The organism is Bizionia sp. M204, assembly GCF_023205095.1.
In the GTDB taxonomy this organism is placed as follows: Bacteria; Bacteroidota; Bacteroidia; order Flavobacteriales; family Flavobacteriaceae; genus Algorimicrobium; species Algorimicrobium hallyeonense.
This window is the reverse complement of sequence record NZ_CP046242.1, coordinates 1,299,694-1,325,504: the sequence shown is the minus strand read 5'-3', so window position 1 is coordinate 1,325,504 and position 25,811 is coordinate 1,299,694. Positions and strand designations below refer to the sequence as shown.

At 36.2% G+C, this 25,811-nt stretch carries 27 protein-coding genes; 8 read left to right on the top strand and 19 right to left on the bottom strand.

The window, feature by feature from the left end:
* The 19 genes from GMA17_RS06005 to GMA17_RS05915 all read right to left on the bottom strand — a co-directional run bounded on the left by GMA17_RS06005 (nt 1) and on the right by GMA17_RS05915 (nt 14,761).
* Nucleotides 1–831, bottom strand: a complete 831-nt coding sequence (locus GMA17_RS06005; RefSeq protein WP_248400138.1) for a universal stress protein — start codon at nt 829–831, stop codon at nt 1–3.
* 18 nt (nt 832–849) lie between these two features.
* Nucleotides 850–1,623 (bottom strand): SDR family oxidoreductase, encoded by a 774-nt coding sequence (locus GMA17_RS06000; RefSeq protein WP_248400136.1) that lies wholly within the window; start codon nt 1,621–1,623, stop codon nt 850–852.
* A 189-nt stretch (nt 1,624–1,812) separates the two neighbouring features.
* A complete protein-coding gene (locus GMA17_RS05995; RefSeq protein ID WP_248400134.1) occupies nt 1,813–3,018 on the bottom strand; it encodes an MgtC/SapB family protein in 1,206 nt (401 codons plus the stop codon).
* A gap of 3 nt (nt 3,019–3,021) precedes the next feature.
* Complete coding sequence (locus tag GMA17_RS05990; RefSeq protein WP_248400132.1) at nt 3,022–3,996, bottom strand: ATP-dependent 6-phosphofructokinase; 975 nt, start codon at nt 3,994–3,996, stop codon at nt 3,022–3,024.
* Entirely contained in the window at nt 3,986–4,903 is a 918-nt protein-coding gene (locus GMA17_RS05985) for an alpha/beta fold hydrolase (RefSeq protein ID WP_248400130.1), read from the bottom strand. The genes GMA17_RS05990 and GMA17_RS05985 overlap by 11 nt, the downstream gene beginning before the upstream one ends.
* The gene (locus GMA17_RS05980; protein ID WP_066249784.1) at nt 4,900–6,258 is read right to left on the bottom strand and encodes a dicarboxylate/amino acid:cation symporter; all 1,359 of its coding nucleotides are present in this window, start codon (nt 6,256–6,258) and stop codon (nt 4,900–4,902) included. The genes GMA17_RS05985 and GMA17_RS05980 overlap by 4 nt, the downstream gene beginning before the upstream one ends.
* Nucleotides 6,259–6,270: 12 nt before the next feature.
* Nucleotides 6,271–7,332: a class I fructose-bisphosphate aldolase gene (locus GMA17_RS05975; RefSeq protein WP_248400128.1), complete on the bottom strand. Its 1,062-nt coding sequence runs from the start codon at nt 7,330–7,332 to the stop codon at nt 6,271–6,273.
* A gap of 101 nt (nt 7,333–7,433) precedes the next feature.
* The gene (locus GMA17_RS05970) at nt 7,434–8,447 is read right to left on the bottom strand and encodes a type II glyceraldehyde-3-phosphate dehydrogenase (protein ID WP_066249790.1); all 1,014 of its coding nucleotides are present in this window, start codon (nt 8,445–8,447) and stop codon (nt 7,434–7,436) included.
* A gap of 70 nt (nt 8,448–8,517) precedes the next feature.
* A complete protein-coding gene (locus GMA17_RS05965; RefSeq protein WP_066249793.1) occupies nt 8,518–8,772 on the bottom strand; it encodes a heavy-metal-associated domain-containing protein in 255 nt (84 codons plus the stop codon).
* A gap of 52 nt (nt 8,773–8,824) precedes the next feature.
* On the bottom strand, nt 8,825–10,153 hold the full coding sequence (locus tag GMA17_RS05960; RefSeq protein ID WP_066249796.1) for an APC family permease: 1,329 nt from the start codon (nt 10,151–10,153) through the stop codon (nt 8,825–8,827).
* A gap of 7 nt (nt 10,154–10,160) precedes the next feature.
* Entirely contained in the window at nt 10,161–11,516 is a 1,356-nt protein-coding gene (locus GMA17_RS05955; RefSeq protein ID WP_248400126.1) for an NAD(P)/FAD-dependent oxidoreductase, read from the bottom strand.
* 16 nt (nt 11,517–11,532) lie between these two features.
* Complete coding sequence (locus GMA17_RS05950; protein WP_066249803.1) at nt 11,533–11,811, bottom strand: DUF5676 family membrane protein; 279 nt, start codon at nt 11,809–11,811, stop codon at nt 11,533–11,535.
* A gap of 17 nt (nt 11,812–11,828) precedes the next feature.
* A complete protein-coding gene (locus GMA17_RS05945; RefSeq protein ID WP_066249806.1) occupies nt 11,829–12,047 on the bottom strand; it encodes an SHOCT domain-containing protein in 219 nt (72 codons plus the stop codon).
* Between the two features lie 21 nt (nt 12,048–12,068).
* The gene (locus GMA17_RS05940; RefSeq protein ID WP_248400123.1) at nt 12,069–12,284 is read right to left on the bottom strand and encodes a heavy-metal-associated domain-containing protein; all 216 of its coding nucleotides are present in this window, start codon (nt 12,282–12,284) and stop codon (nt 12,069–12,071) included.
* 99 nt (nt 12,285–12,383) lie between these two features.
* Nucleotides 12,384–12,653 (bottom strand): hypothetical protein, encoded by a 270-nt coding sequence (locus tag GMA17_RS05935; RefSeq protein WP_066249815.1) that lies wholly within the window; start codon nt 12,651–12,653, stop codon nt 12,384–12,386.
* A 24-nt stretch (nt 12,654–12,677) separates the two neighbouring features.
* Nucleotides 12,678–13,157, bottom strand: a complete 480-nt coding sequence (locus GMA17_RS05930; protein WP_248400121.1) for a hypothetical protein — start codon at nt 13,155–13,157, stop codon at nt 12,678–12,680.
* A gap of 84 nt (nt 13,158–13,241) precedes the next feature.
* On the bottom strand, nt 13,242–13,436 hold the full coding sequence (locus GMA17_RS05925) for a membrane or secreted protein (protein ID WP_066249821.1): 195 nt from the start codon (nt 13,434–13,436) through the stop codon (nt 13,242–13,244).
* A 67-nt stretch (nt 13,437–13,503) separates the two neighbouring features.
* Nucleotides 13,504–14,109, bottom strand: coding sequence for a WG repeat-containing protein (locus tag GMA17_RS05920; protein ID WP_066249824.1), 606 nt, complete (start codon nt 14,107–14,109; stop codon nt 13,504–13,506).
* Nucleotides 14,110–14,179: 70 nt separating this feature from the next.
* A complete protein-coding gene (locus GMA17_RS05915) occupies nt 14,180–14,761 on the bottom strand; it encodes an AraC family transcriptional regulator (RefSeq protein ID WP_066249827.1) in 582 nt (193 codons plus the stop codon).
* Between the two features lie 921 nt (nt 14,762–15,682).
* Between GMA17_RS05915 and GMA17_RS05910 the strand changes: the two genes are divergently transcribed.
* The 8 genes from GMA17_RS05910 to GMA17_RS05875 all read left to right on the top strand — a co-directional run bounded on the left by GMA17_RS05910 (nt 15,683) and on the right by GMA17_RS05875 (nt 25,721).
* A complete protein-coding gene (locus tag GMA17_RS05910) occupies nt 15,683–16,063 on the top strand; it encodes a hypothetical protein (RefSeq protein WP_248400119.1) in 381 nt (126 codons plus the stop codon).
* Nucleotides 16,064–16,168: 105 nt separating this feature from the next.
* Complete coding sequence (locus GMA17_RS05905) at nt 16,169–19,909, top strand: efflux RND transporter permease subunit (RefSeq protein ID WP_248400117.1); 3,741 nt, start codon at nt 16,169–16,171, stop codon at nt 19,907–19,909.
* Nucleotides 19,906–21,117 (top strand): TolC family protein, encoded by a 1,212-nt coding sequence (locus GMA17_RS05900; RefSeq protein ID WP_248400115.1) that lies wholly within the window; start codon nt 19,906–19,908, stop codon nt 21,115–21,117. Before GMA17_RS05905 ends, GMA17_RS05900 begins: the two co-directional genes overlap by 4 nt.
* A gap of 62 nt (nt 21,118–21,179) precedes the next feature.
* Entirely contained in the window at nt 21,180–23,513 is a 2,334-nt protein-coding gene (locus GMA17_RS05895) for a multicopper oxidase domain-containing protein (RefSeq protein WP_026814615.1), read from the top strand.
* Nucleotides 23,514–23,563: 50 nt separating this feature from the next.
* Nucleotides 23,564–24,166 (top strand): DUF3347 domain-containing protein, encoded by a 603-nt coding sequence (locus tag GMA17_RS05890; RefSeq protein WP_026814616.1) that lies wholly within the window; start codon nt 23,564–23,566, stop codon nt 24,164–24,166.
* Nucleotides 24,167–24,619 carry a heme-binding domain-containing protein gene (locus GMA17_RS05885; protein WP_248400113.1) on the top strand — a complete coding sequence of 151 codons (453 nt, stop codon included), beginning with the start codon at nt 24,167–24,169 and terminating at the stop codon, nt 24,617–24,619.
* Nucleotides 24,620–24,630: 11 nt separating this feature from the next.
* A complete protein-coding gene (locus GMA17_RS05880; RefSeq protein ID WP_248400111.1) occupies nt 24,631–25,188 on the top strand; it encodes a YceI family protein in 558 nt (185 codons plus the stop codon).
* 38 nt (nt 25,189–25,226) lie between these two features.
* The gene (locus tag GMA17_RS05875) at nt 25,227–25,721 is read left to right on the top strand and encodes a DUF3347 domain-containing protein (protein WP_248400109.1); all 495 of its coding nucleotides are present in this window, start codon (nt 25,227–25,229) and stop codon (nt 25,719–25,721) included.
* The last annotated feature ends 90 nt before the right edge of the window (nt 25,722–25,811 follow it).

Below are 25,811 nucleotides of genomic sequence, written 5' to 3'. Positions count from 1 at the left end.
TTATATTTTAATGGTCATTACCGGTAATTCGGAATGATTGGTTACACCTTCGGCAATACTTTTTGAAAATAAGCTCAAAAATCCTGTCTTTCCGCTGGTACTCATTGCAACCAAATCTGCGGGCTGATGTTTTAAAAATGTATTGATACCTTCTTCTACTGACGATTCGTTGTGAACGTTCATAGAAACGTTTTTTAAAGCGGGAAACTTTTCAAGGAATTGCTTGACAGGGTTTAATCCAGCATTGATGTTATTAAAATCTGTCTCTGTATTTATGTGTAACAAATGAATTTTAGCATCGCATTTTTCAGCTATGGAAAGCACAGCTTGAAACGGATGACTAACATCTTCTTCAAAAGAAGAGACAAATAGAATATCCTTAAAAGGAAACGTTACTTCCTGCTCTTTAACCACGATAATCGGGGCATTAGCCTTTCGTACAATTTTCTCAACATTACTACCTGTTATTTCCCTCACACGGCCTTTAGTGCCACTACTTCCTGTAATGATGAAGTCGTGATGAAAATGACCAGAATGCTCTAAAATGTCTTTTTGTCCTGAATCGAACTGAAGAAAGGTTCTACACTTAAGACCTTCGTGTTCTGCTATTTTTTCCAGTTCTCGTAATTTAGCTTTAGCAATACCAATTTGCTTCACGGTTTCAGGATAGCGCTTTTCTTTGAGTTTATCCAGCTTCACCCAATCTACAGGTGTGGTCATTAGATGCAAAAAGTGTATTTCTGCATTGTACAGTTTGGCCATTTTAATTCCAAGATGTGCAGCTTTGGTGCAGTTTTCAGAGAAATCAGTGGGTACGAGTATGTTTTTCATAATTTTTTATTTTATCTTTTATTGTGCAGTATAACCACCATCGATTACCAATTCAGAACCTGTCATAAATTTTGATTCATCCGAAGCTAGATATACGACACCATAACCTATGTCATCTGGTTCTCCCAAATGTCCGACTGGATGCAAACTTTCCAAATACTTTTTCCCTTCCTCTAAATTACCTTGGGCTTTAAGGAGGTTTTCTACCATTGGTGTCCATATATAGGCCGGGTGAATGGAATTGACCCGAATTTTGTAACCCTGTTTCGCACAATGAAGTGCTGCGGATTTGGTAAATATGGTTACACCGCCTTTGCTGGCATTATAGGCGGGTAAATGGGGGTCGCCAATAAGACCTTCAATGGAAGAAAAGTTGATGATTGACCCACCCTCTCCAGTCTCCTTCATAGCTTTAATAGCGTATTGGGTACCAAGGAAGCTGCCGTCCAGATTGATACTTAAAAGTTTTTTCCAGTCTGCAAGCGTAACCTCTTCCACATTTCCACCAACTCCTATACCGGCAGAATTCGCCAGGATATTGAGTTTTCCATACGTTTTGAGTGTCCTATCAATGACCATTTTCCATTCATCTTCTTTAGAAACATCTTGCTTTATGAAGATGGCCTCACCGCCATTACTCTTAATATCTTGAACTACTTTTTTTCCATTTTCTTCATCTACATCTGTAACTACGATTTTAGCTCCTTCGCGTGCCAATAAGATTGCGCTTGATTTTCCTAGGCCAGAAGCACCTCCCGTGACAATGGCTACTTTATTTTTTACTCGATCCATAATTTTATAATTTTAAGTGTTACTACTAATTTTTCTTTCTGTGTTCTTTAGTTAAGAGACTTCATTACCTGAAGCTTTGCCTTTTTCAAAACAGTCCAGATTGGATATGGTTGTTTTCATTTTTTTTTTAATTTACTAGCTGTATTAATATATAGGCTATACCGACGACAACGACACTTCCAAAAATTATCATAACCAGTTTCCCGTTTTTTTGGAACCTTTGAAATAGGTAATACCCAGCTTCACAATCATATTACTTATAGTTGCGGTAATAATGACATTGGTTGCCAGAGCGAGTTTTTCTTCCAAAGACCCAAATTTTGCCATACTAATAGTTATCGCATCCGTATCTGCCAATCCTGCAATTAGGGCTGAATAGTATAAACCGCTTTCGCCAAAAAACTGGTTTCCATAAAAAACGGCAAATAGGATAACCACATAAATGCCACCAAACCCAAGGGCGTTCCAAATATTGAGTGGATTACCCAGATTGATGTCTGTCTTGGGGACATCTGTATTCTTTTTAATAAATACGAGTGCACTTATCAAGCAGATAAGTGTAAGAATGGTAAATGGAACGACTAAATAGGTAAGTATGGCACTATTAAAAATATAGGCCAAAATCGCAAGTCTGGGAAACATTATGGCAGAAGCTATAATGATACCCGCAGCATATTCTTTTGAAAGTTCTGGCGATTCCTTACTTCGGGATGCATATATCCAAGCTACTGCGGTACTTGAAATTAATCCACCTAAAACTGCAGTGAGCAGAATACCACGTTTAGAACCTACATATTTTACAAGAAAGTAGCCGATGAAATTCAGAAAAGAGACAATCACTATAATTGCTCCAATCTCAAAGGGGTTCAACAAACCTTCTGGACCAAAATCGTCATTTGGTAAGAAAGGTAAAATCAAAAGTGCTATAATTGAAAACTTAATAAAGGCAAAAAGTTCTTCTGAAGTAATATTCTTAATGAACGTATTGAAGGTTGTTTTCAATGATAACAGAGTAACTATAACTACCGCAGTAGCAACTGCTTCCTTATGCAAATGATTAGCAACCATAACCCCCAAAATCAACGTAGCGAACAATGCCATATTGGTTGTAATTCCAGTCATAATGTGTTTTTGTATCATAGACAGATGACTCAAGGACAGAAACAAAAGAAAGGCTGCTGCAATTATAATGACCAACCAAGGCGTATAGGCTGTGGAAAGATTTCCCAAGATAAAACCAATAATGGCGACAATCGGGAAAGTCCTTATTCCGGCAAAACCTTGCTCTTCCTTCAATTTATCGTATTCACGTTCCAATCCCAGAATAAGACCAATGCCCAGACTGATGAGTAGTCCGAGGATAAATGGATTGATATTTTTAAACGCTTCTATCATTTCTTATTTTGTAAATAGTTCTAAAAGTTCGTATAATTCAGTATTTACCTGATGTTGCTTGACCACCTCTTTAAAAGGGGTTAGCTGCAATTGATTATTTAAAATTCCAACCATTGCGTTCTTTTTACCTTGTAAAAGTGCGTTTACACTGGCTACCCCAAGTCTAATTCCTAACATTCTATCTAAAGCAGAAGGATTTCCGCCTCGCTGCACGTGGCCGAGTTTTGTAATTCGTAAATCGACATTGGGATTAACTTCCTTTATTTTTGATGAAACAAGTTCAGCGCCTATTTCATCACCTTCAGAAACCACTACAAGGAAAGCATCTTCGCTATCGTAGTTTTTAATCTTGTCCAATAAGTATATAAAGTCTTTCCCGCTTTCAGGAATAAGGATGGCATCGGCACCTACCATCAATCCCGAATGAATAGCGATATATCCTGAATCCCGTCCCATTACTTCAACAATAAATACGCGGTTATGAGATTCGGCAGTGTCCTTTATTTTGTCAATATTTTCAATGGCCGTGTTTACTGCGGAGTCAAAACCAAGGGTGTAATCAGTACCAGAAATATCGTTGTCGATGGTTCCCGGAATTCCTATAAAAGGGATATCGCATATTTCTGAAAAAGCCAATAGTCCTTTAAATGTGCCATCGCCACCAATAGCAATTAAAGCATCTATATTGTTTGCTTTCAGCGTTTGTAATGCTTTTTTACGACCCTCTAATTCCAGAAATCGTTTGCTCCGTGCTGTTTTTAGAATGGTACCACCTTTCTGGGTTATTTTTTTTAGTTCTTGAGATTTTAATGGTATCAAATCGCCATCTATCAACCCTTCATACCCTTTTCTAAAACCACTTATTTTTATGCCATTTGCTTCAGCAGTTTTCGCAATGGCGTACAGTGTAGTGTTCATCCCAGGGCTATCGCCTCCAGATGTAAACACGCCTATATGTTTAATTTTATTAGTGTTCATTTGAAATGGTTTTTTGCAGCTTTTTTTCTGAAATAGTAAAATCTTGGATTGTGTTCCAAACAAATCCTGCTTCTTTCAGAAAGAACTGATGGTCTCCTTCTGATGAAGTAATTAGTTGTGCGTTTTTAAATTCCTTTGATAATTTTAAGGCATTTTCTAAAGGTGCGGTAGTGTCTTTTTCACCATGAATGAACAGTACTTCTTTGTCTTTGATTCTCTTTGCAAGAGAGTATAGATCTGTTTTTAAGATGACCTCAGTGAGCGAATAATAATAACTCATCCAATGATGCTTTTTTGCATCTTCATAAACATCATCCGTTAGGTTATCGGGCTTGAATGCACGTGACATAAATATGGGATGAATCATACAAATGTATTTTGAGAATTTACTTGATGAAATTCTATCTACAAAGGATTGTGTGGACATAACTTTCTTAAATTCATCTGCATCCTTATAAACAGGTATGCTAATAAAAACTCCTAATTTGAACCAATTTGGCTGTTTTTCCAATAATGCCAATGAAATTATGGCGCCCATAGAATGTCCAGCAATACTAGTTTTTCCATTGTTAAACCCTTCTTTGTTGAGAATTAACGCAACAGCGGCTAATTGAATAGAAAGCGTGTAATTGCTTTTAGGTTTAGGGGAGTCTCCAAAGCCGAGAAGGTCTATTAAAAGTAACGAATGTGTTTTTGTAATGGTTTCTAATTCACGTTTCCAATAGTTTAAAGAGCCTGTTAATCCGTGCAACAAAACAAGTTTGTTCTCTCCAGAACCTACTACTTCATAATTCAAAAACGTTTTGTTGGCATCATAAGCTGGTTGCTTACCAATTTTGTAATGCTGATAGCTTGCTATAGCAACAACTGGAAAAATGAACACTATGGATATGAGTAGTAATATCATTGTTTCGAACTCAAATTAATAGTTGTTTTATCTGTAGTTAGTCCTGAAGTTTTTTTATAAAATCTATTAAAAACCATACAGGCAGTCAAATCACCAGTTACGTTAACGGCAGACCTGAACATTCCTAACAATCTTTCTACACCAATTATGATGATGATGCCTTCGGCTGGTATTCCGACACTTCCCAAAACAGAAGCGAGTATAACCACACCACCACCAGGAATGGCTGGGGTACCAATGGATGCAGCGACAATGGTTACAATGATTACTATAATATTGAGTAAACTCATTTCCAGTCCGTAAGCTTGGGCAATAAAAAGAGTTGTAATGGTTTGATATAGTGCAGTTCCATCCATATTGACAGTTACACCAATGGGGATGATAAAATTGCTAATGGCCTTGTCCACTTTTAGTTCTTCTTCAGCTGTTTGAAGTGATAAAGGCATCACGGCGGCAGAACTTGTGGTTGAAAAAGCCAATAATTGAACATCCCTTATTTTTTTTAGGAAATGAAACGGGTTTGTTTTTCCAAAAAGTACAAGTAAGCCTGAATAGAAAATTACCAATAATAAAAGCCCAAGAAGCACGACTCCAACGTAGTATGCTAGACCGGACAATGAGCTTAAACCAACACTAGAGGTAAGCTGTGCCATAAGCCCAAAAACAGCAACAGGAACTAACAACATAGACCATTTCACCACGGTCATACAGACTTCCTGAATGGCACTTAAAACCAATTTTACTGGTCGCAACAATGCTTCTTCAAGTGATAGCACTGCTACACCAATAATGATTGTGAAAATCACAATGCTCAACATTTCGCCACTTACCATAGATGCCAAAGGGTTGTCTGGAAGCAAATTTGATATGGTATCGGGGATAGTGTCAAGTCCAAAAGAAAGCTCGGGACCATCAGTTGTAACAGCTGTTATTTCATTGTGTTCCGTTGCGGCTTGTTGATGCAGAAAACGGCCTGGTCTAAAAATTTGTGATAATATAACACCGAGACTTACCGAAAATATGGTAGTGCCAAGGAAATATAATAAAACACCACCACCTAATTTTTTTAAACTTTCCTTATCATTGCTGGCGATTCCCGTAATGATGGAAGCCACAATTAATGGAATCATAATCATCTGTACCAATTTCAGAAAGAGCACTCCCGGCAATGCCAGCCAATTTCCCGCCACATCTGCGGTTTCTGTGCTAATCCATCCATTTTGTGGACTTAACAGCAACCCAAATCCAACACCCAGAAACAAGGCGATGATAACCTTAAGCCATAGGCGACTTTCTACCAGTTTTTTCAGGTATTCATTAAGTGATTTAAGTGATTTTACTTCTGTGTCAAACATTTCTTTTTCTTTTTATGCAATACTGATTTTATCGTCCAGATAAACATTTTGGGCAGCATTGATTAAGTTAACCCCTTGGCCAAAGGGCTTTTGGAATGCTTTTCTTCCCATAATCAACCCAGAGCCTCCAGCTCTTTTATTTATTACTGCTGTGGTAACTGCTTCAATCAAATCAGACTCTCCTTTAGATCCGCCACCGGAATTAATCAATCCTATTTTACCCATATAACAATTCGCTACTTGTAACCTACATAGGTCAATGGGATGGTCTGTGGTAAGGGCTTTATACATTTCATCATCATATTTACCAAAACCTATTTCTTTGAATCCAAAATTATTGGTTGGTAATTTTTGCTTGATAATATCTGCTTGAATGGTAACGCCCAAGTGATTGGCTTGTCCAGTTACATCGGCAGCAGCATGATAATCGTCTTTTTCAGTTTTGAAAGCTTCGTTTCGGGTATAGCACCATAAAATGGTTGCCATACCCAAATTATGGGCTTCTTCAAAAGCTTCAGCTATTTCTTTAAGTTGTCTATTACTTTCCTCGGAACCAAAATAGATGGTAGCACCGACAGCAACAGCTCCCATATTCCAAGCCGATTTTACTTTTCCAAATAATGTTTGGTCATATTTATTAGGGTAGGTAAGCAGCTCATTATGGTTGATTTTCACGATAAAAGGGATTTTATGGGCGTATTTTCGGGCGTTCAATCCCAATACGCCAAAGGTTGAAGCCACTCCGTTGCAACCTGCTTCCATTGCCAATTTTATAATATTCTCTGGATCAAAATAATCAGGATTTTTATAGAATGAAAAGGCTGCGCTATGCTCAATCCCTTGGTCTACTGGAAGGATGCTTAAATAGCCTGTACCTCCCAAATTTCCGTGGTTGTACAATTGGGCTAGACTTCGCAGTACCTGTGGATTCCTGTTGCTATTGCCAAACACCTTGTCAAGACTGCTCTTGCTGGGGGTTTGCAATTCATCCTTGGTTATTTTTTCACAAACGTGGTCTAAATAGAAGGACGCTTTTTCTCCTAAAAGTTCTGTAATATTTATGTCTGTTTTCATCTGTCTATAATATTTGTTTTTTAAAGGACATATGGAAGATCCAATTAGTCATTCCGCTGTGTGTTTAAAAATTAATAATGGATGTTTCATTTTAAAGGAGTTTAATTGATTCCTAAACTTTCATTTGTTTTGGCGATGGATTTTGCTCCATCTGTTTCAATTCCAGTTAATGCCCTGATTGCATCAATGGTTTCGGGGATTACAATGGCTTGGTTATCGACTACGTAGGCGTAAAAAAGTTCATCTCCCACTACCTTCAGCATATCTTCCCAAAGGGCTACTTCATACATATCACCCCAAGGTCTGCCCATATCTAAAAACATTTCCTTGATGGTGTTGTTTGAAACTAAACCTTGATCATATTGAATTAATTTGATACGACTGGATGTTCTAAAAGCATTCAACACTTCTTCTTTTGAGGCTTGTTTTTTCAATTTCACGTTCCAGTAGTGCATATGGCTCAAAGTTTCTGGAACTTTCACTGCGACAGTGATGACATCTAAATCGGGATCCACGCTTTTAGCATCCGGGCCTTGATGACTTGGAATATCTCTTTCTGGAAGCATCGTGTTCATTATTCCGCCGAGATGGCTTTCCCAAGGATCTGTAGCTCTTCTTAAAAGGGTGCCTCTGGCATAATCCAATAAGTCTGCTCTTTTTAAAGCCGTTAAGGTTCTTAAAATAGAGGTGGTGTTGCAGGAAACCACTCTTGTGGCATCTATATTTATGGCTGATTTGTAATTATTTTCGGCACTGAAGGAATGACCTGTAGTTTCGTGCTTTTCGCCTCCGTGCAAAATAAATTTGATGTTTAATTCTTTATAAATCGCGACATTTTGAGCTGCAATTTTTTTAGGGGTACAATCCACAACAAGATCTGATTTTTCTAAAAGTTCCTGCATATTTCCTTTTACTGAAATACCTTCGGCCTTCATTTTGTCTTTTGCTTCTTGAGTGGCTGCGTAGATATCATATTCCTTTCTTACTGCGTTTTGAATGCGCCAATCGCTAATAACATCACACACGCCGGAAAGTTTCATATCGTCTTGTAGATTAATGGCATCCGCCACTCTTTTTCCAATGACTCCGTATCCTATAACTGCTATGTTTTTCATTTTCTAGTTTATAAATATGTTGTTGAATAAATTATATTTTTCTCTTTTATTCCGAGTGTTAAACAGGTTTCTAACTGCAACAGGATCCTCCTGATTTTTTTTGCATATCGTCACCTTTTGCACCCGTGATACTGTAGCCACCCGCTTTTGCCAAGGCTTGAATGAGTTGCGCGCTACTGATAGACTCATTTGCTTCAATAACTGCTTGCGGTGGATTCAGACTTACTTCTACCGTTTGTACTCCCTCAATTTGTTCTAATGTATCTTTGACATTTTTAACACAACCTCCGCAGGTCATTCCTGTAATTTCAATTTGTTGTTTCATTTTTTTAAATTTTAAATTAATTAATATTATTTTCTATTATTTTTGATTTGTCCTAGCTCATTCCCATCGGCATATTACCTTCATCGTCTGTATGCGAAATCATAAAAAGACGTTCCGCAACAATTATTAGAATAATCCCAATCGCTGCAACAATAAGTACCAGAGGATCGTTCAAATATTTTATATAAAGAAAGGCCGTGAGGACTGCAATATCCATTACAATGGCTATTAGCGGAATGAGAGGGTTAAATTTCACTTCCTTTTTAAGGTGACGATAAAGCCCCCAATGGATAGCTATATCCATAATGAGATAAAAAATAGCTCCTATGGAAGCAATTCTTGTTAAATCGAACATTACGGTCAGCAAAATAGCCAGTGAAACCGTGAATATGAGGGCAGGATTTTTAAAATTACCCATTCTTTTTAGTGATGGTACTTGTTTCATATTGCTTAACATCGCCAACAAACGAGATGCGGAAAACACACTTGCGATAACGCCTGAAAAAGTCGCGATAATCGCAATTGCAATAGTAATCCAAGAACCCCATTCCCCGAAAACGGGTTTTGCAGCAGCAGCCAAGGCATAATCTTTAGCTTCGATTATTTCTGGAATGCTTAGCCCTCCTGCAACAGCCAGTGCCAATGCTACATATATAATGGTGCAGATTAGAATGGAAAACACAATGGACCGTCCAAGGTTTTTGTGTGGATTTTTAATATCTCCACCTTGATTCGTGATTGTTGTGAATCCTTTATAGGCGAGTATTGCTAATGCCAATGCGGCTAAAAAACCTAATCCTTTTGGCAAGGCTTCGGTATTTTGAGGGATATATTCTCCTGTAATATCTGCAAACCCGGAAACTATTAAGCCTGCAATCGCGAGTAATGCAATACCAGCGACTTTAATAATTGCTGTAAATGTGGCTGTTGCGCCAATTACTTTATTCCCTAAAATGTTCACGATATAGGCTGTTACCAATAGCAGAATACCAAGAACAGACGCGTAACCTGCAAAATTCTCTGGGAACAGCCGAAGCGTATAGGCTCCGAAAGTACCCGCCACCAAACTTTCTGAAACTACCATTGATACATACATCAACAATGAAAAAACACCTGTTGTCGTTCCAGGTCCGTATGATTTATTTAAAAATTTGACGACCCCTCCAGAAGATGGAAAAGCATTTGAAAACTTTACATAGGAATAGGAACTGAAACCCACCACAATGGCACCAGCAATAAAGGCAATTGGAAATAAGTCGCCCACCAATTCGGCTATTTGCCCCATAAGAACAAATATGCCAGCGCCAATCATTACGCCTGTACCGAGAGATATGGAACCAATTAGTGTAAGCTTATTTTTTTTATCTGTGGTGTTTTTCATCAGTAAATTAGTTCTTTATATTATTAGTTGATGAATTCGGTTTAAAATTTCTAATAATCAAACGATTGCTCTTTTCATATGTGAAATAGCTTACCACCCAATTAAAACCCACCATCAATTTGTTTCTGAACCCACTTATAGACATAAGGTGTACGATAGACCATAGCAACCAGGCGAAATAGCCTGCAAATTTGAATTTACCCAAATCGGCTACTGCCTTGCGTTTTCCTACTGTGGCCAATGAACCTTTGTCTTTATATTCGAAAGGTTTTACAGGTTCATCTTTAATAATTTTTAGTAATGAATTCCCCAGATATTTTCCTTGTTGAATAGCTGCTTGGGCTACTTGTGGATGTCCTTTGGGTGTATCTTCAGAAATTAGCGCTGCTATATCACCTATAGCAAAAATGTTTTCGTAACCTTCTACTTTTAAAAATAAGTCTGTTTTTAAGCGGTTGCCCTTAACCACGTGTTTTTCATCAATGCCTTTTGGGAACTGTCCTTTAACACCAGCCGTCCAGATGAGGTTTTTGGCTAAAATGGTTTTTCCACTTTTGGTTGTGACTACGGAACCGTCATAATCGCTTACCGATTCATTTAATAGTACCTTTACATCCAAGTCCTTCAAATATTTCAGGGTTTGCGAAGATGCCTTTTCAGACATTGTACTTAACAATTCATCAATGGCTTCTATTAAATAAATGTTCATAATGGAAGAAGGGTATTCTGGATAATCCTTGGGAAGAATGTATTTACAGAATTCAGCTAAAGCCCCTGCCATCTCTACGCCAGCAGGGCCACCACCAACGATGACGAAATTTGTTAAGGCATCACGTTCCTTTTCATCACAAGTGATGGCAGCTTGTTCCAAATTTTGAAGCATCATATGTCGGATGTTCAGGGAATCTCGAATGTCTTTCATTCCAAGACTATGGGACTCGACATTATCCAGCCCAAAAAAATTGGTAGTTGTTCCCGTTGCCAATACAAGATAGTCAAAGTGAAGGCTTCCCTTATTGGTTATAATGGTGTTTGTAGAAGGTTGGATTTCTTCTACTTCAGCCAAACGAAACAATACATTCTTATATCCATTGATTTGCTTTCGGAATGGAAACACAATACTGTCAGGCTCCAAGGCACTCGTTGCCACCTGATAAAATAATGGCTGAAACTGGTGGAAGTTGTTTTTATCAAACAGTACCACCTGCATCTCTTTGTGTTTCAGTTTTTCAACCAATGCCAAACCTGCAAACCCACCACCTATAATAACAACACGAGGTAAATTAGTATCAGGCAGGCAAATTTCATCTGTTATCTTGCAAGCAGGTTCTGTCATAGTAGTATTTGAATGGTTTACGTTCATATTAATTCTTTTGAACCTATTGTTCCTTTTTTATTTGTGCGTTATAAAATGCTCCAATACAAGCGCCTATAAGCCATCCTAAAATAAATGTTTGGACAAAGCCAAATAATGCTTCCAATGAGGAAATGTCCATTCTTATAATATTGGTAGTGTCCAGACCGTGTAAGAGACTATTAAAAAAGACAATAGATCCTTCTTGTCCCGCAGTAATCATTACAATCATACAGCCCAAATAAATCAAGCTTCCTGTAAGACCGAAGGCAAAACCGAGTTTTTTTACGTTTAAACGATGCATAATTTTATAATTTAAGGTTAGTTGTCCTCGTTTAAAATCTTTTTTGATTCTTCATATTCTTCCTTGGATATTTCGCCTTTTGCATAGCGTTTTTTAAGAATGTCCAATGGGCTGTCTTTCTTTGTTTTTTGGTAAGGGATATCATAAGGGATAAAGAATATCCAAATAATAATACCTAACCAAATAATCCACCATATAAGGTGCATGCCTCCAAAATGTCCGTCGTGTAAATGCATAATTAAAATTTTTAGTTGTTATTAATTAATTTCTGTGATTGTATAGCCATTGAGCGCATCGAGTTGCTTTTGTATTTCGGCAACCGAAAGTGCTTCATTCATCGTAATGAGTGTAGCTCCTTTTGGTGCCAATAAAATTTCAGCCTTATCGATGTTGGGATGGGATTCCAAGGTCTTCTTTACTCTTGCAACCCATCCACCACAACTGATTCCGTTTATTTGAAATTTTTGTTTCATCTGTTTATAATATTTGTTTTAAAAAAGGGCAGATGGAACATCCAATTAATCATTCCGCTGTGTTTAAAAATTAATAATGGATGTTTTATTGTTTTTTTATTAGTGATTATGTCCTTCTTGTTGATCTTTAGGTTTTGCTGATGGTGTATTTTGACCATTTTTGATTTCATCATTTTGTTTATGTTGTGAATGGTTATGACCACCGTGTCGATGAGACCCGTGGGGCATAAAAAGATGAATGCCAAACATAAAAAGGATGAAAATAAATAGTGATGAACCACCTCCTATACCAAATGAGGGCGCTAAAAAGATGAACAGTAGTGGTAGACCACAACCGATGACCATCCATATCCAGTGATTATTTTTCATTGTTTTTGATTTTAAAGGTTAAAATTAATGATGCTCGGTATGGTTTTCTTCAGATGGATTATTCATATCGTTCATCTTATTCATTCCCTGCATATCCATTCCTTTTTCACCCATCATATTTTTACAGGATTCCATACAGTCCTCGCTCATTATTCCTTTTTCGTGCATCATTTTCATCATAGTCCCCATCATTTTACCGTCGTTCATCATCGTTGCCATCATCGAGTGCATTGCTGTGCTGTCCTTCATGATCATTTGCATGTTTTCTCCATGTTTCACGGCACCCATCATCTTGTAGTTGTCCTGCATCATTTTCATGGCATTTTCGTCATTTTGCAAATTTGCCATAAATTCTGTCATGTAACTGTCATTCTGGGCAATGGCATTATAAACCTCGCTGCGGGATTCATGCGTTTCCATCAGCGCTAGAGGATTTGTTTCTTGGATACAACTGTTTAAGCTAAAAAGCCCAATTGCGGCTAAAATAATTACTTGTGTTTTCATCGTATTGTTTTATTTTGTTTTAATCAGGTGTTATTCTGGCTCAGTACTGCGGTTTTTATACTCGTATATTGACCACTAAGAATGTTAAATTTCTTCACAGTTGTTAACCTGATCGGGAGTTTTGCCACAAAACCCACATGGCTCTCCATTTTTATTAAGCAAAGGGTTTTGGCTTGCACATGTTCCTGCAAACTTGCCACCTTTTTTAGTCCAAAGTTTTATTGCTATTCCTGCAATTCCCAATCCTAAAAGTATTAATGTGATTAATATGAGTTTCATGGTTTATCTGTTTTTTTTTTTTGATACTACCAAGTTGCGAAAAGGGCAAATGGATAATCCAACCTACTTATTCACTGATTTTTTTAAGCGTCCATTTGTTATTATTGTTCCTAACCGCAATTAGATTATTAGAAATAAGTTTGGAGGTAATTACAGGAGGCTTTTTCATTTTCTCTTTGGTAAGGGTAATATGTATAGGTTCTTCTGTTAAATATTGATTTATTTCCCCAGCCTTTTCAATAACCACTTCATAATAGTGATAGTTCACTATGTTCTTCATCAGTTCATTCATGCCACTACTTTCTTCTTTGACCAATTTTAATGCAACAGCTACATCATTTTTAAAGTTGCTGGCATTCAAGAATTGTGGTGTAATGACTGTTTTTCCAGTTTTATCGATATAGCCATAATAGAGCACACCATCTTTATGATGTGCAATTAGACATCTTTCGTTACTGAATATGGGGTAATTTGCATTGTCTGTTTTGGTCAGTATCAAATCGTTTCGAAAATCAACTATTATTTTGCCATTTTGGTCAATAAAACCCCATTCGTTGTCTTTTTTAATGGCAGCTACGTCATTGTTAAAAGGGGAGATATATTCTAAACCTTCCAATGTTTGTGCAATTCCGAAAAAAGGAATTAATACTAATGTGATGAGAAATTTTTTCATTTTAGTTTGATTTATTTTAATAAAATTAGTGATTGTCTTAAGCTATCATCTGCACAACTTTCGTTGATATTTATATAATTTCATCATAAAAATTCCGTTTCCAATTTTCAGCGTTTTTATAATCGGTCATACTCAGACCCACTACTTCTTTAAACTGTCTGGACAAATGGTTGACACTACTATAATCCAAAATGTAGCCTATATCAGAAAAGGAATACTGTTTAAGCTGAATGAGTTCTTTTACCTTTTCAATCTTTAGTTTTATAAAGTATTTCTCGATGGTGGTTTTTTCATTGGTAGAAAAAAGCTTGCTCAATTGTTTATAATCCTTATGAAGACTGGATGCTAATAGTTCGGATGTTTTTAACTTTATATGTAATGGCAAGTCTTGCAATTGTTCAATTAGAATAATCTTGATTCTCTCTACAAGCATTTCTTCTTCGTTCTCAACGATTTCAAAATCATTGGCGTGAAGTACTGTTGTTACAGCATGGATAATTTCATCGTTGGTTTTTTTTGGTGCTTCTACCAATAATCTTCCCAATTCTAATGAAAGTATCTTTACTTCAAGTTGTTGCAATTCTTGCTGAATTACTTTTAAGCAGCGATTACAGACCATATTCTTAATCCAAAATTCTTTTGGTTTGCTCATAGTATATAATGTATTTGCATTGAATTTTAACTCAATGGTTTGAAAGGTGAAGACCTAACAGGTTTAATGGTGTAAGATGTTGTTGAGAATAGGTTACAACAAATGTCAGCCAGAAGTGAAAACTTGGCTATAAGAGGTATTGCAGATTAAAGTTAATCTACGATGTAGATTCTAAATTAGAAAGGTCTCGTTGAGAATAATTATATCTGTAGAAAGCAATGGTGGCCTGTAGGCTCTAAAGGAGATTGCGTTTTCATCTAATCCCTTAAAAAGATTTATATAAGAATAGACGAAAGTGTTTAAGAAAACGATTGTTTCGGTTTCGAGTATTGTATTGGACTTTTTGAATGTATCATCTCCTTCTTTAACAATGCTCTGATTATCGCAGCAGTCTTTCTCTTGAATAGAAGAACATTGCTTGAGATTATCATCTTTTTTTTGCACAATATCCATACAAGATTCCGCTTTGCTAAAAAAAGCGATATCCACCAATTTATTACAACAAAAGTGCATATCCACCGCAAAGGAAGAAGTAGAAAACAGTATTGATACTGCTAAAAAGAAGGATAATATTTTAGAAAAAAATGATTTCACGCTTAAATGTAGTCAAATTTTGTTTAACATTTGATTTTTAGTAACTATATGATTTTTTCATACAATTAATTAATTATCAGATTTTTATGTTTAAAATAATAGAAATGTGCTTTACAAAGATAATGAATAAAGTTCAACAAGAATATGATTTTCATCATATAAAATAAAATGTAATCTTTTTATTTGTACATAATATTTACGCTTTTTAAAGTGCAAATTAAATCTCGATGAATCAAAAAGAAATGTTAAATAAATAGAATGTTATAAATTTTTTCTAACTTTGCAGTACTAATGAAGGAATTTTTTCATAAAATATCATCCATTTGTATGGCACTTATTGTGCTTCTATCAACAGTTTCATTTACTGTTGATAGTCACTATTGTGGTGATACGTTAGTGGATTCTTCTTTATTTGGTCACGTTGAAACTTGCGGAATGGAAGTTCAACAACAATTGCCTTCATCAGAGTGTGATATCAGCAAAGACGATTGTTGTAGTGATGAACAATTTATTGTTGAAGGCCAAGATACTATAAAAACGTCGTTTGATAAATTGAATAAAGACCAACAATTATTTGTTGCTGCGTTTATTCACACTTATATAAATTTGTTTTTTGAATCTCAAACAGATTTAAACGCTTATAGAGATTACACACCTCCTCTTCTGGTCAAGGATATTCAAATTCTAGACCAAACTTTCCTTATTTGATTTTTAAGTAATTATCACTTGTAGTCCTGCATTAAATTGTTTTGGACAATTCTACTTGTTTAGCACTTTTTAAACAAGATTTATAATTACTTAAAACTCATTTTTATGCTAAATAAAAGCATCAAATTTTTAATAGAAAATAAACTAGTCGCTGTTTTAATGTTAGCGCTATTTGTAGGTTGGGGAGTCGTAAATGCCCCTTTTGAATGGAATACAGGTTCTTTTCCAAGAAATCCAGTAGCAGTAGATGCTATTCCTGATATTGGTGAAAACCAACAAATTGTATTTACTAAATGGGATGGTCGATCACCACAAGATATTGAAGACCAAATTACCTATCCATTAACCACATCGCTTTTGGGAATTCCAGGCGTTAAAACCATACGTAGTTCTTCTATGTTCGGTTTTTCTAGTATCTATATCATTTTTGAAGAGGATATCGAATTTTATTGGAGTAGAAGTCGCATACTTGAGAAGTTAAACTCATTACCTGCAGGATTGCTTCCTGAAGGAGTAAATCCGGCATTAGGACCTGATGCGACAGGTTTAGGACAAATTTATTGGTACACTTTAGAAGGACGAGATGAAAATGGAAACGTCACAGGTGGCTGGGATTTACAAGAATTACGAAGCATTCAAGATTTCTACGTGAAATATGCGCTGTCTTCAGCAAGTGGTGTTTCAGAAGTTGCCTCAATTGGCGGTTATGTTTTAGAATACCAAGTTGATGTCAACCCCGAGTTGATGAGGCAATATAAAATCGGATTAAGTGAAGTTGTAAAAGCGGTTAAACAAAGTAATAAAGATGTTGGTGCACAGACTTTGGAAATTAACCAAGCGGAATATCTCATACGTGGTTTGGGGTATGTCAAGTCCATTGAAGATCTAGAAAATGCTGTAGTGACATCAGAAAATTTCACCTCTATACGTTTAAAGGATATTGCAAAAGTTTCGCACGGTCCTGCAACAAGAAGAGGTATTTTAGATAAAGAAGGAGCAGAGGTTGTAGGAGGGGTGGTGGTTGCCAGATATGGTGCTAACCCTATGGAGGTCATCAATAATGTGAAAGAGAAAATAAGCGAATTAAGTTCAGGTTTGCCCTCTAAAACATTAAGTGATGGTAGAACATCACAACTTACCGTTGTTCCCTTTTATGACAGAACAGAGCTTATTCAAGAAACATTAGGCACGCTAGACGAAGCGCTGTCTTTAGAGATCCTAATAACTATTTTCGTAATCATCATAATGGTGTTCAATTTAAGGGCTTCATTATTGATTTCGGGATTATTACCTGTTGCGGTGTTAATGGTTTTTATTTCAATGAAGCTGTTTAACGTAGATGCTAATATTGTGGCTTTATCGGGTATTGCTATTGCTATTGGCACAATGGTAGATGTGGGCGTTATTCTTACGGAGAATGTGCTCCGGCATATTGACGAAAATGATGAAAACGTGCCAATGAACACCGTTGTATATAATGCAACTGCCGAAGTTTCTGGTGCAATTTTGACTGCTGTACTGACCACAATTATAAGTTTTATTCCTGTATTTACGATGATTGGTGCTGAAGGTAAATTATTTAGACCATTGGCTTTTACCAAAACGGCTGCGCTAACAGCATCCCTAATTGTGGCTTTATTTTTAATTCCACCGTTTGCAGCCTATTTATTTAAAAAGCGTAACATAAAGACATCGTTTAGTTATATGCTAAATGGGGCAATGATTATTTTGGGTATTGTATCCCTTATTTTTGGATATCCTCTTGGAATAATATTAGTAGCATTTGGTGTGGTGGGTATCCTCTCATTAAAAAAAATGATTACCTCAAAACGAGCCAATACTATCAACATTTTTGTATCCGCTTTTGCCATCATATTCTTGTTGGCAGAATATTGGAGACCACTTGGCGTAGATAGAAGCATATTTATAAATCTAATTTTTGTAGGTCTTATCTGTTTTGGTCTTTTAGGCGTATTTACACTTTTTAGAAACTATTATGTGCGCATTTTAAATTGGGCACTGCGCAATAAGTTGTTATTTCTTTCAGTACCCACTGCGATTGTAATTTTGGGTGTATTGATTATGCGCGATACTGGTAAGGAATTTATGCCATCCCTTAATGAAGGATCTTTTCTGCTGATGCCTACTTCAATGCCGCACTCTGGAGTTGAAGAGAACAAACGTGTATTGCAGCAATTGGATATGGCTGTAGCTAGTCTTCCAGAAATTGAAACAGTCGTTGGTAAATCTGGTCGTACAGAGTCTGCATTAGACCCTGCACCTTTGTCGATGTACGAAAACATAATTCAATACAAATCAGAATACATCTTAAATGAGAAACGGAAAAGACAGCGCTTTAAAGTAAATGATGATGGATTGTTCGTTCTCAAGGATGGAAGTTTGGTAACCAATCCAAATAATGAAATTGAAGATGACAATTCCAATTACAAGGCATCCGAATTAAAAGATCCTTTTTCTGTCACTAGTTCTCAACTTATTCCAGATGACGATGGAGAGTACTTTAGAAACTGGAGACCAGAGATTAAATCACCAGATGATATTTGGAAAGAAATTGTAAGGGTTACAAAGCTTCCTGGAGTTACTTCCGCACCCAAGTTACAACCTATTGAAACACGCTTGGTAATGCTACAAACAGGTATGCGAGCACCAATGGGAATAAAAGTTAAAGGGCAGGACTTAAAAGAAATTGAAGCCTTTGGATTGCAATTGGAAGATTTATTAAAACAATCAGAAGGCGTTAAGAACGAAGCTGTATTTGCTGACCGTATTGTAGGTAAACCTTATCTGTTATTGGATATTGACAGGGATCGACTGGCGCGATATGGAATTACTATTGAAGATGTTCAACAAGTCATTCAGATTTCAGTTGGAGGAATGGTATTAACACAAACTGTTGAAGGTAGGGAACGTTACGGTATTCGAGTGCGATACCCAAGAGAATTACGAGCAAACCCAAATGACCTCGAAGACATTTATGTTCCTGTTGAAAAAGGAAGTCCAGTACCATTAAGTGAGCTTGTGACTATTAGATATGAGCAAGGACCACAAGTTATAAAGAGTGAGGATACGTTTTTAGTAGGATATGTTCTTTTTGATAAACTAGATGGTTTCGCTGAAGTAGACGTGGTGGAAAATGCACAAGCGCTTATTCAGGAAAAAATCGATTCAGGGGAATTGATTGTGCCTAAAGGTATCAATTATCAATTCACGGGAACATACGAAAACCAATTACGAGCAGAGAAAACTCTTGGTGTTGTTGTACCATTGGCACTTGCCATTATTTTCCTTATCCTTTATTTCCAGTTCCGTTCCGTGAGCACATCTTTGATGGTATTTACTGGAATTGCAGTAGCCTTTGCTGGAGGATTTCTAATGATTTGGTTTTATGGCCAAGATTGGTTTCTAAACTTCAATTTCTTTGGGGAAAATCTACGAGACCTCTTTCAAATGCACACTATTAATTTAAGTGTTGCGGTATGGGTTGGTTTTATTGCTTTGTTTGGTATTGCTACAGATGATGGTGTGGTAATGGCCACTTATTTGACCCAAACCTTTGATAGAAATACGCCAGAAACAAAACAGGAAATTCGGGCATCTGTAGTCGAAGCAGGAGAAAAGCGTATTCGTCCATGTTTAATGACAACGGCAACAACTATTCTTGCGCTGTTACCGGTATTAACATCAACGGGTCGTGGGAGTGATATAATGATTCCAATGGCTATACCATCATTTGGAGGGATGCTTATTGCACTTATAACTTTATTTGTTGTTCCAGTATTGTTTAGCTGGAAAAAAGAATTTCAATTAAAAAGAGCTATAAAATGAAACATATAATATTTATAATCTGTTTGTTGTTTGTGCCAACTTTCGCAAAAGCACAAGATTTAGAAACTCTTATTCAAGAAGCATTAACCCAAAGTCCAGAGATTCAAAAGTTTGATCTTCAGTTTCAAATTGCTTCTGAAAAAGTAAATGAAGTTAACAGCTTACCAAATACAGAATTTAATTTTGGAGTTATGGCTATAGCACCTGAAATGGATATGCCTATGGAACAATTCAGCGCCTCTGTAATGCAAATGTTACCGTGGTTCGGAACGATATCTGCAAGAGAGCATTACGCCACATCGATGGCAGATGCTCAATATGTTGAAGTGACAATCGCAAAACGAAAATTAGCACTTTCCGTATCCCAATTCTATTATTTGCTCTATGAAATTAGAGCCAAACAAAAAGTGCTTGATGAAAATATAGCACTCTTGGAAACTTATGAACGTCTTGCACTCACTTCTTTAGAGGTAGGCAAGGCATCAGCAGTGGATGTGTTGCGGTTACAAATTAGACAGAATGAGCTAAAACAGGAGAAAGACGTTTTAATTCAGCAAAATAAAGGGATACAGGCAGCTATGAACAGTTTAATAAACCGGGAATATAATAAAGATGTAACTGTCGTTTCTTCTTTGGAAATTCCGAAAGGCGACAATTTTTATAGTTATGAGAGTTTGTCCGTAAATCCAGAGTTGCTTAAATACGACAAACTATACCAGTCTGTGGAGCAGGCCGAGTTGTTAAACCAAAAAGAAGGTGGACCAATGATTGGTTTCGGAGTGCAGTATATCAACCAAGAAGATAGTCCAATGATAACCAGCTCTTTTAAAGATATGGTTATGCCCATGGTTTCTGTGTCAATTCCAATATTCAATAATAAATATAAATCTCAAACTAAGCAGAATGAGTTGCGAAAAAAGGAAATACAATCTCAAAAAGACGAACGTCTGAATGTGTTGACAGCCGAATTATCAAAAGCTATTTCGCAGCGTAATCAGGCAAGAATAAAATTCAATACACAGGCAAACAACTTGAAACAGGCCGAAGATGCTGAAGAAATCCTTATTAAAAACTATGAAACGGGAACTATTAATTTTAATGACGTACTCGATATTCAGGAATTACAATTGAAGTTTCAAATGGGGCAAATTGAGACAATCAAGCTTTATTATGTTCAAACCGCTCTTATTAATTATTTAACGAATTAATACAATCCGATCTGGAGCAATTAGAAGAACTAATTTTTATTAAAATTGAGAAAACTAAAAATATGAAAGCAATACACTATTCAATTCTATTCCTATTAATAGGCTGTCCAGCACTGTTTGCACAGTCTGTTGAAGGCAATATTGATAATTTGCCAGTAAAGGAATATACGTTAACCCTCAAAGAAGAAATGGTTAATAAAGCGGGAAAAGAAGTAAAAGGGATGACCGTTAATGGGACAATCCCAGGGCCAACCCTTGAATTTACCGAAGGCGAATATGCGGTTATTTATGTAAAAAATGAAATGAGCGTTGAAACTTCGGTGCATTGGCACGGATTTCTTTTGCCAAATTTCTACGATGGCGTTCCTTATTTGACTACGCCACCCATTAAGGCTGGAACCACTTTTAAATATGAATTTGCAATTAAACAAAATGGAACGTATTGGTATCACTCGCACACAATGCTACAGGAACAAAGTGGTGTTTTTGGTTCCATTATCATCCATCCAAAAGAAGAAAGCTTCGAGTATGACAAAGATTTAGTGTTAATGTTGTCCGACTGGACAAATGAAAAACCAATGAATGTGCTACGAAACCTTAAACGAGGTAATGAGTGGTATCAAATGAAGAAAGGTACATCTACCCCTTTAAATCAAGTGATAGCAAGAGGTGCCTTTGGTGCACAATTAGATTTCTGGCGTCAACGGATGGAAGGTGCCGATATTGCTGATATTTATTATCCTGCATTTTTAGTCAATGGTAAAGAGATTGCAGAATACCCTGAATTTCAACCAGGTGAAAAAGTCAGGTTGCGCATTATAAATGGATCTGCTTCCTCACAATTCTGGATGACCTTTGGAGGCGAAGCGCCAACAATGGTTTCTGCTGATGGAAAAGACATTGTTCCTGTAAAGCGTAGCAAAACATTTATTGCTATTGCAGAAGCCTACGATTTTATTATAACTATTCCTGAAAATGGTAAAATTGAGTTGCGTTCAATGGCGCAAGATGGCTCTGGCACTTCCTTGGCATACATTGGTAATGGCAAAATTCTACCTGCAGAAATTCTTCCGAGACCTGACAAAATCCAAATGATGCAAGAAATGGCTAAAATGAAAATGAAAATGGGTGCTCACGCGCTAAAATTTCAGCCAGGTAAAGATGAACGTTTTGAGATGAAAGAAGAATATGGCATGCAGATGGATGATATGAAAGGGATGGAAATGGACGGTAAGATGAAGATGGATCATTCTAATATGAAAAATAATAAAATGGCGAATGATATGAAAATGGATTCTACAATGTCCCATATGGATCATTCTAAAATGGGAAATAGTGATATGAAAACGGATGAAAAAGAATCAAACACTATGGAGGGAATGGATATGTTTTCAGAATACAACTATGATTATTTGAAGTCTCCTGAAAAAACAACGTATGCAAAAGGCACACCAGTTAATGAAATCCTGTTGAACCTCACAGGGAATATGAACCGATATATTTGGAGTATGAATGGTGTTCCCTTGTCTGAAACTGATAAGATAAAGATAAAGGGAAATCAAGTTACAAGAATCACTCTAAACAACCTTACAATGATGCATCATCCTATGCATTTACACGGTCACTTTTTTAGAGTTATTAATAAAAATGGAGAATACTCGCCCTTAAAACATACCGTAAATGTTCCGCCAATGGAAGAATTAACTATCGAGTTTTATGGGGATGAATATGGAGACTGGTTTTTCCATTGTCATATTTTATATCATATGATGGGTGGTATGGCTAGAGTAATGAGTTACGATACACCTAGAGATACTAGAATGGAAGCCTATCCCGTTTCAAAATTGATTAAAGAAACAGATTTATGGTATTCTTGGGGAATGGTTGATGTAGCTTCACATATGACTGGTGCAACATTTATGACGTCCAATATTAGAAACCAGTTTACGCTTTCGGCGGAATATGGATGGAACGAAAACCTTGAAGCAGAATTTACATATGAACGCTATTTACACGATTATTTACGTGTTTTTGGTGGTGTAAATGTTGAAAATGAAGGAGCCGATAGTTTGGATGAAATCAATACAACCGCTATTGCAGGAATTAGGTATTTAACCCCATTTCTGTTTAGTCTAGATGTTCGTATGGATAGTAAGTTACGTCCACAAATTAGTTTGAGTCGTGCGATAACTATTTTTCCAAGAACGGTTCTTTTTGGAGTTTATGAGTATCAAGCAGATTTTGGATGGGTAGATGAATTACCACTAGGTGATAGCTTTAAGAAAGAAGTCGTCTGGAGTGCAGGAATTGAATATTTATTATCTAGAAATTTTTCAATTATAGGTAGTTATGACAATCGCTTTGGAGCAGGTGGTGGACTATCTGCACGTTTTTAATAAAACAAAATAAATCACAATTAATATTAATAATCAAAATCAAATACAAAATGAGCAAATTAAAAACAACATTAGGTATCGTTGCGATAGCATTCATAACCTTAACAGCAGTGTCTTGTAAAGACAACAACAAAGAACAAAATAACACTGATGTAGACCATTCCGAAATGAATCACGATAATAGTGATGGTCACCACGATAGTGAAAAAAAAGACATGGCAATGAGTGGAGATGGTAATTCAGAAGTCATATTAAACGATTATTTCAATCTTAAAGATGCATTGGTTGCCGATGATAATGCTAAAGCCAAAGAACTTGGTGCACGCCTGGCAACAAGTTTAGGGAAGCTTGATGTTTCTAGTTATACAGATATGCAAAAGACCGATTTAAAAGATATTATTGAAGATACCGTAGAACACGCAGAACATATTTCTGAAAGTGATATAGCACACCAGCGAGAGCACTTTAAAATCTTAAGTGAAGGTGTAACGGATATGGTCGCAATTACTGGAACTAAAAACACGCTATACCAACAATTTTGCCCAATGTACGATGGTGGTAGTAATTGGTTAAGTATGAGTGAAGAAGTAAGAAACCCTTACTACGGAAGTAAAATGCTGAAATGTGGTAAGGTGCAAAAAGAAATTAACTAGATGAAGATTGTAAAAGTCATAGCATTAGTATTATTGGTAGGGTTTGTGGGGATACAATTTATTCCCACAGAACGCAATCAAAACGATACAGTACCCAAAACTGATTTTATGTTAGTCCATAATGTTCCTGAAAAAATTCAGCAAAAGTTACAGGTATCCTGCTATGATTGCCACAGTAATAACACGCAATACCCTTGGTATAATAAAATTCAACCCGCTGCTTGGTTTTTGGAAGACCACATCAAAGAAGGAAAGGCCGAACTTAATTTTAGTGAATGGGATTCGCTTTCAAGCCGAAGAAAATCAAGTAAACTTCGGTCAATTATAAAACAGATAGAAAGCGGAGAAATGCCTTTGGATTCTTACACTTTAATACATAGTGAGGCAATATATTCAAAAGCTGAAGAAGAGGAATTAATCAATTTTATTTCAAAATTAAAAGATAATTTATAAACATAGAAATTATGAGACATAGAAAGAACATAAAATCGGTTGGTTTGATATTAAGTCTTTTATTATTTAGCTACCATTCTGTATTTGCACAAGTGTATGCGGTTGAAAATGGTAAAGCATTATTTAATGCTACCATGCCACTGAACTCCTATACAGGGGAGTCTGAAGTATTAAAAGGGAGTATTAATTTTGAAACAGGCGAAATAGACTTCAGTTTGCAAGTCAAATCTATTAAAACGGGTATTACCAAACGGGATGACGATATGTATGAATTGTTAAACATTGGTAAATATCCAGCAATAACTTTTAAAGGCAAGTTGGTTAAAAAATATGACCCTAATGTTAAGGACAAGCAATCTCTCCAAGTTAAAGGTGAATTTACTCTTGCAGGAACAACACGAGAAGTTATGATAGGTGTTGAATTAAAACCCGAAGGGACTAACTTCCGATTAACATCTTCTTGGGATTTGTTAATTACCGATTACAATATAAAACAACCAAAAAAGTTTTTTTTAAAGGTTGATGATAAGCATAATTTAACAATTGATGCTCTATTAGTAAAAAAATAAAATAACTAGTAATAATTAATAATTAAAACGTAATAAAAATGAAAAATTTAAAAATGAGTATAGCAGCCATGCTATTGTTAGTAGTTTCTTTTACCCATGCACAAAGTAGTGATGTAAAAGCAGAAGTTATATTAACGGATTACTTTAACTTAAAAGATGCTTTGGTTGGAGATGAGACTAAAAAAGCGGCACAATCAGGTACTAAACTAGTAGCCTCTCTTAAAGCATTTGATATGAGTGGTTATACAAATGAACAGCAAGAAGAGCTTGCTGATATCATAGAAGATGCTACGGAACACGCAGAACATATTTCTGAAAGTGCCATAGACCATCAACGCGAGCACTTTAAGACCTTGAGCAAAGATATGACGGATATGGTAGCTATTACAGGCACAAAAACCACCTTGTACGAACAGTTTTGCCCAATGTATGATAAGGGTAGTGCTTGGTTAAGTACCAGTAAGGAGGTTAGAAACCCGTATTATGGTAGTAAAATGCTTAAATGCGGAAAAGTTCAAAAAACTATTCAATAGATAATTTCTTGTGATAATCTTTTTGATGTTCTGGTTATTAGTTAACAGAAGGTTGTAAGATGATAAAGATATCTGAATAGTTAAGTCCTG